At 69.9% G+C, this 12,110-nt stretch carries 10 protein-coding genes; 4 read left to right on the top strand and 6 right to left on the bottom strand.

All coding sequences use genetic code 11. The features are described 5' to 3' along the window. Positions 1 to 26 precede the first annotated feature (26 nt). Positions 27 to 428, top strand: coding sequence for a cupin domain-containing protein (locus tag ACIBEI_RS20385; RefSeq protein WP_398890654.1), 402 nt, complete (start codon positions 27 to 29; stop codon positions 426 to 428). A 26-nt stretch (positions 429 to 454) separates the two neighbouring features. On the opposite strand, the gene ACIBEI_RS20380 is transcribed toward ACIBEI_RS20385, so the two are convergent. The 3 genes from ACIBEI_RS20380 to ACIBEI_RS20370 form a co-directional block, all read right to left on the bottom strand. Next, complete coding sequence (locus tag ACIBEI_RS20380) at positions 455 to 700, bottom strand: hypothetical protein (protein ID WP_398890652.1); 246 nt, start codon at positions 698 to 700, stop codon at positions 455 to 457. A gap of 157 nt (positions 701 to 857) precedes the next feature. After that, positions 858 to 2,156: a M18 family aminopeptidase gene (locus ACIBEI_RS20375; protein WP_398890650.1), complete on the bottom strand. Its 1,299-nt coding sequence runs from the start codon at positions 2,154 to 2,156 to the stop codon at positions 858 to 860. 217 nt (positions 2,157 to 2,373) lie between these two features. Then, positions 2,374 to 4,200 (bottom strand): acyl-CoA dehydrogenase, encoded by a 1,827-nt coding sequence (locus ACIBEI_RS20370; RefSeq protein WP_398890649.1) that lies wholly within the window; start codon positions 4,198 to 4,200, stop codon positions 2,374 to 2,376. Between the two features lie 276 nt (positions 4,201 to 4,476). Between ACIBEI_RS20370 and ACIBEI_RS20365 the strand changes: the two genes are divergently transcribed. Together ACIBEI_RS20365 and ACIBEI_RS20360 are read left to right on the top strand one after the other, a co-directional pair. After that, a complete protein-coding gene (locus tag ACIBEI_RS20365) occupies positions 4,477 to 4,968 on the top strand; it encodes an SseB family protein (protein ID WP_398890647.1) in 492 nt (163 codons plus the stop codon). 191 nt (positions 4,969 to 5,159) lie between these two features. Continuing rightward, positions 5,160 to 6,131 (top strand): pirin family protein, encoded by a 972-nt coding sequence (locus ACIBEI_RS20360; protein ID WP_307523145.1) that lies wholly within the window; start codon positions 5,160 to 5,162, stop codon positions 6,129 to 6,131. A gap of 126 nt (positions 6,132 to 6,257) precedes the next feature. Here the strand turns inward: ACIBEI_RS20360 and ACIBEI_RS20355 are convergent, their stop codons facing one another. Together ACIBEI_RS20355 and ACIBEI_RS20350 are read right to left on the bottom strand one after the other, a co-directional pair. After that, entirely contained in the window at positions 6,258 to 7,220 is a 963-nt protein-coding gene (locus ACIBEI_RS20355; protein WP_398890853.1) for a Bro-N domain-containing protein, read from the bottom strand. Positions 7,221 to 7,372: 152 nt separating this feature from the next. Next, the gene (locus tag ACIBEI_RS20350; protein ID WP_398890645.1) at positions 7,373 to 8,764 is read right to left on the bottom strand and encodes a cytochrome P450; all 1,392 of its coding nucleotides are present in this window, start codon (positions 8,762 to 8,764) and stop codon (positions 7,373 to 7,375) included. A gap of 91 nt (positions 8,765 to 8,855) precedes the next feature. Here ACIBEI_RS20350 and ACIBEI_RS20345 point away from each other — a divergent pair, with 91 nt between their 5' ends. Then, complete coding sequence (locus tag ACIBEI_RS20345; protein WP_398890643.1) at positions 8,856 to 9,986, top strand: AI-2E family transporter; 1,131 nt, start codon at positions 8,856 to 8,858, stop codon at positions 9,984 to 9,986. Here the strand turns inward: ACIBEI_RS20345 and ACIBEI_RS20340 are convergent. Further along, positions 9,896 to 12,103 (bottom strand): SpoIIE family protein phosphatase, encoded by a 2,208-nt coding sequence (locus tag ACIBEI_RS20340; RefSeq protein ID WP_398890641.1) that lies wholly within the window; start codon positions 12,101 to 12,103, stop codon positions 9,896 to 9,898. The genes ACIBEI_RS20345 and ACIBEI_RS20340 overlap by 91 nt on opposite strands. Between the last annotated feature and the right edge of the window lie 7 nt (positions 12,104 to 12,110).

Below are 12,110 nucleotides of genomic sequence, written 5' to 3'. Positions count from 1 at the left end.
CGGCCGTCCCGCCGCACGATGAACTCATGGCCCAGAACACCGAACCCGTCTCCCTCGCCGCCGCGCTGGCCTCCTTCGACGACCTGTGGAGCCCGCGCATCGTCACCGCCGTCAACGACTACGACGTACGCCTCGCGAAGGTCGAGGGCGAGCACGTCTGGCACACCCACGACCACACCGACGAGTTCTTCCTGGTGGTGGAGGGCGAACTGCGCATCGCCCTGCGCGAGTCCGGTGGCGAGCGCACGGTGGTCCTGCCCAAGGGCTCGCTCTTCACGGTCCCGCGCGGCACCGAGCACAAGCCGAGTTCGCCCTCCGGCGCGGCGATCCTCGTCATCGAGCCCACCGGCACGCTGTCGGTCGGGGACCGCCACGAGGAGGTCCCCGACCATGTGGACGCCACCACCGGGCACGTGCTGAACAGCTGATTCGTACGGAGTGCGGCCTACGGCGATCAGGCGCCGTAACCGTCGCTGTACCCGCCGCGGTTGGGCCGTTCCTCGGTGACCACCGGTGTGCTCGGCGGCACCACGACCCGGCGCCGCTTGGCGATGCTGCTGAACGTCGCCACACCGATCAGTCCGACGATCATGAAGATGATGCCGACCAGGTCGAGGTTGACCCCCTGCATGTCCCAGTCGGTCGCGAACGTGAGGATCGCTCCTGTGGCGATCAGAATGATGCACCCGCCCAGGCCCATGGGTGTCGCCTCCTGTTTGAAACACATTTCGTTCCGGGCCCGGAGACCGTGCGGTTCCCGGGTCCGGGCCGAGTACCCGGACCCGGTCCCTCCATGCAGGGGAGACCTCCGCGGACCGCCTAGCGAAACGCGCCCACCCCTTCTGACACCCCGCCTGTTACCCCTCCAGGAACCCCACCAGCGAATTCGCCAGCAGGAACGGGTCGGTGGCGCCGCAGAGTTCGCGGGCGCTGTGCATCGAGAGGATGGCCACGCCGATGTCGACTGTTTTGATGCCGTGGCGGGCCGCGGTGATGGGGCCGATGGTGGTGCCGCAGGGCATGGAGTTGTTGGAGACGAAGGTCTGGAAGGGCACGTCGGCCTTCTCGCAGGCGGCGGCCCACACGGCGCGGCCCGAACCGTCCGTCGCGTAGCGGTTGTTGACGTTCACCTTGAGGATCGGGCCGCCGCCCGCGCGCGGGTGGTGCGTCGGGTCGTGCCGCTCGGCGTAGTTCGGGTGCACGGCGTGACCGGTGTCGGAGGAGAGGCAGACCGTGCCGGCGAAGGCGCGGGCCCTGTCCTCGTACGAGCCGCCGCGCGCGAACACCGAACGCTCCAGCACGCTGCCCAGCAGCGGCCCGTCGGCTCCCGTGTCCGACTGCGAGCCGTTCTCCTCGTGGTCGAACGCGGCGAGGACCGGGATGCAGGAGAGGGGCTCGTCGGCAGTCGCCACGCCCGCCAGCGCCGCCGTACCGGCGTGCACGGACAGCAGGTTGTCCATGCGCGGGCCCGCGAGCAGCTCCTTGTCGCGGCCCAGGTAGGCGGGCGGTTCGATGGAGTGCACCATCAGGTCCCAGCCGGTGGTCTCGCCCTCGGTGAGCCCCGACTCCTCCTCCAGGAAGCGGATCAGATCGCCGTCGCGCACGTCGTTGCCCAGGCCCCAGATGGGCTGCAGATGCCGCTGCTTGTCGAGCTTGAGGCCGTCCGAGGTGACGGACCGGTCCAGGTGGATGGCGAGCTGGGGCACGCGCAGCAGCGGCCGGTCGATGTTCACCAGGCGCGTCGAGCCGTCCCGGAGCGAGAGCCGTCCGGCGAGGCCCAGGTCCCGGTCGAGCCAGGAGTTGAGGAGCGGGCCGCCGTAGACCTCGACCGCCACCTGGCGCCAGCCGTGCGCACCGCTGTCCGGGCGCGGTTTCACCCGCAGGTTGGGGGAGTCGGTGTGCGCCCCGACGATGCGGAAGGCGGTGTGCGGCTCGGCGCCCTCCGGCACGTACCAGGCGATGATCGCGCCCCCGCGCAGCACGTACTTTCCACCGCTCGTCCCGTCCCACGCGTCGGTCTCCGCGACCTGCCGGAAGCCTGCCTTCTCCAGCCGCTCGGCGGCGTTCGCCACCGCGTGGTACGGGGACGGGCTCGCCGCCAGGAAGGACATGAGGTCGTCGGTGTGTCCGCGGTCGAAGCGTGGGGGTGTGCGCATGGGTTCACCTTAACGACGTACGAAGGCCCGCTCCCGGGGATGGGAACGGGCCTTCGTGAGGGGTGTGTACAGACGGCGGGACGGGTCCGGACGTTCGGCGCGAACGTGACGGCTCACGGCCCGAGCGCCGACCCTGCGGGTGCGTGGGGGCCGGTCGCGCAGTTCCCCGCGCCCCTGTGGAAAGGCGGGGGCGGCAGCACTCAGGGGCGGGCGCCGGTCAGAACGCGGACTCGTCCAGCTCCATCAGGTCCAGCTCGACGCCCTCGGCGAGCTTGCGCGCGCCGGTAACGCCCGGCAGGACGTTCGCCGCGAAGAACTTCGCCGCGGCGATCTTGCCGGTGTAGAACGGCCGGTCCTTCGCCGAGGCCGTCTCCAGCTTCTCGGCGGCGACGGCGGCACCCTTCAGGAGCAGGTAGCCGACGACGACGTCACCGGAGGCCATCAGCAGGCGGGTGCTGTTGAGCCCGACCTTGTAGATGTTCTTGACGTCCTGCTCGGTCGCCGCGAGGTCGGTGAGCATCAGGCCGACGATGGCCTCCAGCTCGACGGCCGCCTTGGCGAGGTGCTCACGGGCGCCGGACAGCTCCTCGCCGCCGGTGCCGAGCGCCAGGAACTTCTTGATGTCCTCGGCGAGCGAGTTCAGCGCGGCACCCTGGTTGCGGACGATCTTCCGGAAGAAGAAGTCCTGGCCCTGGATCGCGGTCGTGCCCTCGTACAGGGTGTCGATCTTGGCGTCGCGGATGTACTGCTCGATCGGGTACTCCTGGAGGAACCCGGAGCCGCCGAAGGTCTGCAGCGACTGGGCGAGCTGCTCGTAGCCCTTCTCGGAGCCGTAGCCCTTCACGATCGGCAGGAGCAGGTCGTTGAGGGCCTCCAGGGCGGACGCGTCCTCGCCCTCGGCCTCCTTGACCTGGATCTCGTCCTGGAGCGCGGCGGTGTGCAGCACCAGCGCGCGCATGCCCTCCGCGTACGCCTTCTGCGTCATCAGCGCACGCCGCACGTCCGGGTGGTGCGTGATGGTGACCTTGGGCGCGGTCTTGTCCATGAACTGCGCGAGGTCGGGGCCCTGGACGCGCTCCTTGGCGTACTCCAGGGCGTTCAGGTAGCCCGTCGACAGCGTCGAGATGGCCTTCGTGCCGACCATCATGCGGGCGAACTCGATGATGCGGAACATCTGGCGGATGCCGTCGTGCTTGTCGCCGATCAGCCAGCCCTTGGCGGGGTGGCGGTCGCCGAACGTCATCTCGCACGTGTTGGACGCCTTGAGGCCCATCTTGTGCTCGACGTTCGTCGCGTACGCGCCGTTGCGCTCGCCCAGCTCGCCGGTCTCGAAGTCGAACTCGTACTTCGGGACGAGGAAGAGGGACAGGCCCTTGGTGCCGGGGCCGGCGCCCTCGGGACGCGCGAGCACGTAGTGGAGGATGTTCTCCGACATGTCGTGCTCACCGGACGTGATGAAGCGCTTGACGCCCTCGATGTGCCAGGAGCCGTCCGCCTGCTCGACCGCCTTCGTGCGGCCCGCGCCCACGTCCGAGCCGGCGTCCGGCTCGGTGAGCACCATGGTGGAGCCCCACTGCTTGTCCACGGCGATCTTCGCGATGTGTTTCTGGACCTCGTTGCCCTCGTCGAAGAGGATGCCCGCGAAGGCGGGGCCGGACGAGTACATCCACACGGCGGGGTTGGCGCCGAGCACCAGCTCCGCGTACGCCCAGATCAGGGAGCGGGGGGCGGTGGTGCCGCCGATCTCCTCGGGGAGGCCGAGCCGCCAGTACTCGGAGTCCATGAAGGCCTGGTAGGACTTCTTGAAAGATGCCGGTACGGGAGCGGTGTTGGTCTCCGGGTCGAAGACCGGGGGGTTGCGGTCGGCGTCCGCGAAGGACTCCGCCAGCTCGTTCTCCGAGAGGCGGGTCAGCTCTTCGAGGATGCTCTTGGCGGTCTCGGTGTCCATCTCCGCGAACGGGCCGGTGCCGTACAGCTTGTCGCGCCCGAGCACCTCGAAGAGGTTGAACTCGATGTCGCGGAGATTCGACTTGTAGTGCCCCATGGCGACGGCTCCGTTAAAGATCGGGGAGGTGGGTGAGTCCTCGGTGACGAGTCCTCGTACCTGGTTCGAGTCTGGTGCGCATCCGGTCCACGTACCAACTAGTAGCTACGATGATGCTACCCGTCGGTAATAAGAATCAACCCCTGATTGCCCAAGTGTGAGCAGGGTCTACATTTCGGGGTCCACCTTCGGGTGGGAGTGTGCGACTCCGCCACCTGTTCGAGGAAATCCGCCGGGGACGACCGGGCGGCCCGCCCCGCCAGTAGTCTTGCCCCCATGTACGGCTACGACCAGAACGTGGGACCGGGGCAGCAGCAGTACGCGCAGCCGCCGCCGCAGCAGCAGATGCCCGGTGGTGTCGGCGGGGTCGGCGGATACGGCCAGCAGCCGCCGCTCTATCCCGAACCGTCGCCGCCGTCGCTCGCGGACGCGGTGCGCGCGTTCACCACGGGGTCGCTGACCCCCGAGGACTTCCAGCAGGTCTTCGCCACCTCCAAGGTCTACTGCCCGCGCGGTGACAACCCCGGATTCCTGGCGCTGCACAACACCCAGCAGCCCGTGATCCCGATGTTCACCTCGCTCAAGGAACTGCGCCGGTATGCCGGCAAGGAGTCCAAGTACTTCGTGATCACCGGCGCCGAGGTGATCGACCTGCTCCCCACCGGCTACGGCTTCGTCCTCGACATGGAGGGCGAGCATCGCATCGTCTTCGACGCCAAGGCGGTCGAGCAGATGGTCGACTTCGCCATGCGCCGGATGTACGGCTGACCGCGACTGCTCCACAGACGGCCCACAGACACCGCCGCAGGCGGAGGGCAAGCGCGTACTGCCCGGCGGGAGCGGCCCGCACGACTCGCTTCACGAACGACGCCCGGAGGGAATGCCCTCCGGGCGTTCTGCGTTCCAGGTGGCAGAAAGTTCGACATTCAACTAAACTTCGAGCACAAGGAGGTACCGACATGCCTGCAGTGACCGTCGAGAACCCGCTGACCCTGCCCCGTGTGGCCGCGTCGACCGAGGCCGTGGCACGTCCTGTGCTCGCCGTGACCACCGCGCCGAGCGGCTTCGAGGGCGAGGGCTTCCCGGTCCGCCGCGCGTTCGCCGGGATCAACTACCGCCACCTCGACCCGTTCATCATGATGGACCAGATGGGTGAGGTGGAGTACGCGCCGGGCGAGCCCAAGGGCACCCCCTGGCACCCCCACCGCGGCTTCGAGACCGTGACCTACATCATCGACGGCGTCTTCGACCACCAGGACTCGAACGGTGGCGGCGGCACCATCACCAACGGCGACACCCAGTGGATGACCGCGGGCTCGGGCCTTCTGCACATCGAGGCCCCGCCGGAGGCGCTCGTCGTGTCGGGCGGTCTCTTCCACGGGCTCCAGCTGTGGGTGAACCTGCCGGCCAAGGACAAGATGATGGCGCCGCGCTACCAGGACATCCGAGGCGGCTCGGTCCAGCTGCTCAGCACGCCCGACGGCGGCGCGCTCCTGCGTGTCATCGCCGGTGAGCTGGACGGCCACCAGGGTCCCGGCATCACGCACACGCCAATCACCATGATCCACGCGACCGTGACACCCGGCGCCGAGCTCACGCTGCCGTGGCGCGAGGACTTCAATGCCCTGGCGTATGTGATGGCAGGCCGCGGCAGTGTCGGTACGGACCGTCGCCCGGTCCACACCGGGCAGACCACCGTCTTCGGCGCGGGTTCCTCGCTGACCGTCCGCGCCGACGAGAAGCAGGACGCCAACACCCCGGACCTGGAGGTCGTCATCCTCGGCGGTCAGCCGATCCGGGAGCCGATGGCCCACTACGGCCCGTTCGTGATGAACACCCGCGAGGAGCTGCAGCAGGCCTTCGACGACTTCCAGAAGGGCCGGCTGGGAACCATTCCCGCCGTGCACGGGATGACGGAGGGCGGGCTGTAGTCGCCCGTTCGATGCCAGGTCCGCGATCAACTCGCGGGTCCGGTACGGTACGAGAAGGCCCGAAGCCGCAACTTCGTTTTGCGGCTTCGGGCCTGTTTTGCTGTGCGCCTACGGCTTTACGGGCAACTACGGCAGCACGTAGATCGGTGCCCCGTCCGGCGCGCAGCCCGTCTGCCGGACACACCCCCGTCTGAGCAGCATCCGTACGCAGTCGTGGACACGCTCCTGCGGCAGACCCGTGCGGGTGGCGATCTCCTCCAGCGGGTAGTGGGCCCCGCCGCGCAGGAGGGCCGGAGCCAGGTAGGCCGCCACGGCGTGGACGTCTCCCGTGACGACGAGATTCTTCGCCTTCCAGGTGGCGAGGAGCTGCTGAGGTGTCAGCTCGGGCTCCGGCGCCGCGGTGGGGCGAGGACGGCCATGGCCGTGGGCAGGCTTGAGCGCCTCGGCGATCTGCTGCAGCGCCTCGGCCATGACGTTCTGGCTGCGGCAGATCTGCCGCTGTGTTTCGACCATGGCGTGCTGGCTGTCGCTGATCTGCCGCAGCAGTTCGCCGCGCTCCTCCTGGAAGGTGAGCAGCAACTCGTCCGCCCGGATGTTCCGTTCTTCGAGCCGCACGATGGCGTCGGCGATCTGCTGGGGCATGACGTATGCGGTGGCGCCGTCGGGTGTGGGTTGGACGGGGGCCGGTTCCAGGGAGTAGGAGCCGGTGCGCTGGATGGTCTCGATGACTGTGGCCACCCAGGATTTGAAGGGCTGGGACTCCGGTTTCGTACAGCCGTTGACCAGTCGGATCAGACCTTCGAGGCTCACGAGATTCATGTCTCGTCGCCACTCTCGACCTGCGGGAATGCTGAGAGTGTGCCTCCCAAGCACACTCTCGGCGCTTCCGAAATTGGCTTTGTCCGCAATGTCGCGCAGAGCGGAGCCCGTGTGGACGTAGCCCAGCTGCTTGCACACGTCGACTGCGGGGAACCAGTGCGAGCCGTCAGGCAGAGTCAGCCTCCGCAGCCGCGCCCCCGTGGCCGCGAACACGAAGTCGTTGATGTCGATCGCGTCCTGTCGCGGTGCCGTCGCACTGTTCGGCGGCATGTTGTTCTGCTCGTACATCGAGCATCACCTCCGCCCCGGAACGTAGGCACGCGGAGGTGCAACTCATGTCCACGGCAAGGATGTTCACCCGATAGGGGCGAGGGGTATCGATTCTCCGCGCACGGCCCGGACCAAGCGGCCGGTCCCCGGTGTTACGTGCGGGCCCGCACCCGTACCCGTGCCGGACCCGTCGCCTGGAGGGTGATTCCCGCTGTCAGGGGGACCTCCGTGTCCACGGCTTCCAGTTCGTACGAGCGCAGCAGGGCCGCCAGGGCCAGTACGGACTCCAGCATCGAGAAGTACTGGCCGATGCAGGCGCGCGGGCCGCCGCCGAAGGGGAACCAGGCGTAGCGGTGGCGGGCCGCCTCCCGCTCGGGGGTGAAGCGGTCCGGGTCGAAGCGTTCCGGGTCGTCCCACAGGTCCGGGTGGCGGTGGGTGACCCAGGGCAGGACCAGGACGTCCGCGCCCGCCGGGATCAGGTGCCCGTCGACCTCCGCGGCCTCGACGGACCGGCGGCCGACCACCGGAGCGGCCGGATACAGCCGCATGGCCTCCTTCAGGACCCTTGTCAGGTACGGGAGTTCGTCGAGGTCGGCGGCCGAGGGCGCCCGGCCCGACGGCAGTCGGTCGGCCTCCGCCTGCGCCTGCTTCTGGGCCTCCGGGTGACGGGCGAGGAGGTGGAGCGCGAAGGCCATGGACGTCGCGGTCGTCTCGTGGCCCGCGACCAGGAAGACCAGCACCTGGTCGCGGAGTTCGTCCGCGTCGAGGCTGCCGTCCTCCTCGCTGCCCGCCCGGGCCAGAAGGGAGAGCAGGTCGTCGCCCTCGGTGGAGGCGGTTCCGTTGGAGGCGGTCGTGGCCGTCGCGTCGGCCGCCCTGCGCTCCGCGATGATCCGGTCGCAGACCGCGTACACCGCCTGGGACGCCGCCTCGTGCCGCCGGTTGGACGGGAGGGGCCAGGAGCGCGGCGGGTTGACGGGGGAGAAGCCGCGCCGCGTCACGTACTCGCTGACCACGGGGAAGTTGTCGTGGATGACGTCGACCGCGGCCTCGACGTCCGCGCCGAACAGGATGCGCGAGACCGTGCGCAGCGCGAGCCGGTCCATCTCCCGGACCACGTCGACGACGCCGTCGGCCGCGTCCCGCCAGCGCTCGACCGTGCCGTCGGCCTCCAACGTCACCGCCGTGGCATAGGTGTCCACCTGCCGTTTCGTGAACAGCGGCTGGATCAGACGGCGTTGGCGCCGGTAGTCGTCGTCCTGCGCGGTGAGCAGGCCGTTGCCGGCGGACTGCCTCAGCTCCTCGTAGAACTGGTTGTCCTTGCGGAAGTTGGCCGCCTGCGAGGCCAGGACCTGCTGCACGCCCTCCGCGGAGAAGACGCAGTGCAGCACGGTGCGGACTCCCGGCGGGCCCGCGGAGAGACGCACCACGTCGCCGTGGTCCCGCCGGGCGCGGAGGAAGACCTCCAGCGAATCGCGCCGGAGATCGAGTGCCGAGCCGAGCAGGGGGAGGCCTTTGGGCCCTGGTATGTCAGTGATGGCGGCCATGGTTCGCATCATCGCGCACCGGTCCCCCGACAGGTCCCCCTTTCAGCCCTCCCGGAGCGCCGCCCGGACTGACGCATGGTCAGGTGGAGGCGTGCAGCCCCTGCTTCCGGAGTCCGCCCGGCTCCTGCCCGAACCCGTGCGCCGCGTGGCCGCCTGGTGCGTCGTCGCTCTGCTGGTGACCGGGGTCGTGGTGGTCGGGGTGCGGCTGTGCGTCGAGTTCAAGACCGCGGTGGTGCCGGTGCTGCTCGCGCTGCTCGGGACGGCGCTGCTCCGGCCGCTGTACGGGCGGCTGGTGCGGGCGAAGGTGAACCGGTCGATCGCGGCCGGTGTGACCTGTGCCGCCGTGCTCGCCGTCGTCGGCGGGGCCACGTACATCGTGGTGGCCGCGCTGATCGACACCGGTGACGAGATCATCGCCTCGCTCAAGCAGGCCGCCGAGTCGCTGTCCGAGCATTTCGGGGCGGCCGGCACCTCGCTCGACGACATCGCCTCGAACGCCAAGGAGCTGCTGGGCAAGTTCGGCGGGACGGCGGCGTCCGGGGTGATCAGCGGGATCAGCGTGGTGGGCGAGGCCATCGCCATGGCCGTGCTCGCGCTGCTGCTCGTCTTCTTCTTCCTGCGGGACTCGCACCGGGCGGCCGGAACCCTGCGCTCGCTGGTGCCGCAGGGCTCGGGCGACATGGCCGAGGCAATGGCGCGGCGGGCGTACCAGGCCGTCGAGGGGTTCATGCGCGGGACGACGTTCATCGCGCTCATCGACGCGATCTGCATCACCGTGGGCCTGCTCGTCCTGCGGGTGCCGGGGGCCGTCGGGCTCGGGGCGCTCGTGTTCGTCGGCGCGTACCTCCCGTACCTGGGCGCTTTTCTGTCCGGCGCGGTGGCGATTCTGGTGGCTCTCGCGGACCGTGGTTTCGTGATCGCGCTGTGGGCGCTGGGGGTCGTCCTGGCCGTGCAGGTCCTTGAGGGACATGTGCTCCAGCCGATGATCCAGAGCCGGACCGTGCAGATGCACCCCGCCGTCGTCATGCTGGCGATCACCGCGGGCGCGTCGGTGGCGGGCATCCTCGGAATGCTGCTGGCGGTGCCCCTGACGGCGGCGGCCTTCGGGGTGATCGCTGAACTGCGGGGGCGTTACGCGTCTTTGGAGACCTCGGGGACGTCGGTGACCCCGGAGAAGCCGGGTACTCCGGGCTCGGCCTCGCCGCCCGGCCCCTCCTCATAGAGCTCGAACCAGATGCTCTTGCCCTCGCCCCGCGGGTCCACCCCCCACGCGTCCGCGAGCAGCTCCATCAGCATCAGGCCACGCCCGGAGGACGCCAGTTCGCCGGGATGCCGCTTGTGGGGCAGGGCGTCGCTCCGGTCCGACACCTGGATCCGTATCCGACGGGACCCGGCCCCGCCCGTCATCTCGGCGACGAGCAGCGCGTCCGCGTCCGTGTGGACGAGGACGTTCGTGATCATCTCGGAGACCAGCAGGACCGCCGAGTCGACCTGGTCGGCGGAGGCCCAGTCGTGCAGGAACTCCCGCAGCTGCTGGCGGGCCCCCGCGACCCGCTCGTGCTCGGCCTGTGCGACGGTCACCATGGTCCGGCGTACGGAGGGCCGCTCGGTGAGGGTGCCGCCGAGACCGCTGTGCTCCCCCGCCCTGTTCAGCAGCAGCACCGCTATGTCGTCCTCGCGGCGGTCCACCAGCGGCCCGGTCGTGTGGTGCGAGGAGGGCCCGTGCACGGCCTGGACCAGCGCGTCGGCGAGCTCCTCCATGTCGCCGTCGTGGCTCTCCAGGATCTTGCGGATCCGCCGCCAGCCGGTGTCCAGGTCGTGCCCGCCGGTCTCGATGAGCCCGTCCGTGCAGATCAGCATGGTCTCGCCGGGCTCCAGGACGAGCCGCGTTGTCGGATAGTCGGCGTCCGGGTCGATGCCGAGGGGCAGCCCGCCCGCGGTCGGCCGCGTCAGCACGGTCCCGTCGGCCATGCGTATCGCCGGGTCAGGATGCCCGGCCCTGGCTATCTCCAGGACCCCGCTCTCCGGATCGACCTCCACGTACAGGCACGTCGCGAAGCGCAGGTCCGCGACCTCCTCGTCGTACGTGATCCCGTACAGGAAGCGTGAGGCGCGCGAGAGGACCGCGTCCGGGCGGTGTCCCTCGGAGGCGTACGCCCGCAGTGCGATCCGGAGCTGGCCCATCAGTCCGGCGGCGCGTACGTCATGGCCCTGGACGTCGCCGATGACAAGGGCGAAGCGGCCACCCTCGGGGCTGTTCCGGGAGGTGCCGCCGGGCAGCGGGATCATGTCGTACCAGTCGCCGCCCACCTGGAGCCCGCCGCCGGTGGGCACATACCGGGCCGCGACGCTCATGCCCGGGATCTGCGGCCCCAGGGTGGGCAGCATCGAGCGCTGGAGGCCGTCCGTGAGCTCCCGCTCGGACTCGGCGACCCCGGCCCGGGAGAGGGCCTGCGCCAGCATCCGCGCCACCGTCGTCAGCACGGAACGCTCGTCGGGCGTGAACGTGACGGGGTACGTGAAGGCCGCCATCCACGCGCCCATGGTGCGCCCCGCGAACGTGAGCGGCAGGAACGCCCAGGACTGGCGGTCGAAGCGCTGGGCGAGCGGCCAGGCGGCCGGATAGCGGTCGCGGTAGCGGTCGGGCGAGGAGAGGTAGACGGCACGGCCGGTGCGGACGACCTCAGCGGCCGGATAGTCCGTGTCCAGCGGCATCTGGGTGAACGGCTCCTCGTCCCCGGGGTTGTGCCCGTGGTGGCCGATGACCGTCAGCCGGTCGCCCTCCGCGCCGAAGACCGCCAGCCCGTCCGGCGAGAAACCGGGCATCGACAGGCCCGCCGCGACCCGCAGCACCTCCGCCGTGGACCGCGCCTCGGCCAGCGCCCGCCCCGCGTCCAGCAGGAACGCCTCGCGCGAGCGTCTCCAGTCACCTGTGACCGGTGTACGCGCGGCGGAGCCCGGCTGCGGTTCGGTGACCTCCTGCATGGTGCCGATCAGCTGGTACGACCCGGTGCCCGGGTCGATCGACGGCTTGGAACGGCTGCGTACGGTACGGATCACATGGCCCTGCTCGTCCATGACCCTCAGCCGCAGCTCGGCGAGTGTGCCCTCGACGGCGGCGAGCTGGACGACCCCGTTGACCTCGTTCCAGTCGACGGGGTGGAAACGGGCGCGTACACCCGCCTCCGTGAGCACGGTCGGCTCCGCGGGCAGGCCGAGGAGCCGGGCGGCCTCGGCGTCGAGGGTGACCTTCCCGGCGGCGTCGTCCCACCTCCACAGGCCGGTGGCGAGGGTGGCGAGGACGTCCCCCACTGAGGGAAGGGGATCACCGATGCGCATTGCCCCA

The organism is Streptomyces sp. NPDC050988 (assembly GCF_044456225.1).
In the GTDB taxonomy this organism is placed as follows: Bacteria; Actinomycetota; Actinomycetes; order Streptomycetales; family Streptomycetaceae; genus Streptomyces.
Note: the sequence above shows the minus strand (reverse complement) of the source record. Positions and strands in the feature narration are given on the sequence as shown.

Bases quoted from the DNA above. Each gene is read 5' to 3' on its own strand.
- ACIBEI_RS20370 (WP_398890649.1), bottom strand. From the start codon at position 4,200: ATGGGGCACTACAAGTCGAATCTCCGCGACATCGAGTTCAACCTCTTC.
- ACIBEI_RS20385 (WP_398890654.1), top strand. From the start codon at position 27: ATGGCCCAGAACACCGAACCCGTCTCCCTCGCCGCCGCGCTGGCCTCC.
- ACIBEI_RS20355 (WP_398890853.1), bottom strand. From the start codon at position 7,220: ATGCCGCCGAACAGTGCGACGGCACCGCGACAGGACGCGATCGACATC.
- ACIBEI_RS20375 (WP_398890650.1), bottom strand. From the start codon at position 2,156: ATGCGCACACCCCCACGCTTCGACCGCGGACACACCGACGACCTCATG.
- ACIBEI_RS20350 (WP_398890645.1), bottom strand. From the start codon at position 8,764: ATGGCCGCCATCACTGACATACCAGGGCCCAAAGGCCTCCCCCTGCTC.
- ACIBEI_RS20340 (WP_398890641.1), bottom strand. From the start codon at position 12,103: ATGCGCATCGGTGATCCCCTTCCCTCAGTGGGGGACGTCCTCGCCACC.
- ACIBEI_RS20380 (WP_398890652.1), bottom strand. From the start codon at position 700: ATGGGCCTGGGCGGGTGCATCATTCTGATCGCCACAGGAGCGATCCTC.
- ACIBEI_RS20360 (WP_307523145.1), top strand. From the start codon at position 5,160: ATGCCTGCAGTGACCGTCGAGAACCCGCTGACCCTGCCCCGTGTGGCC.
- ACIBEI_RS20365 (WP_398890647.1), top strand. From the start codon at position 4,477: ATGTACGGCTACGACCAGAACGTGGGACCGGGGCAGCAGCAGTACGCG.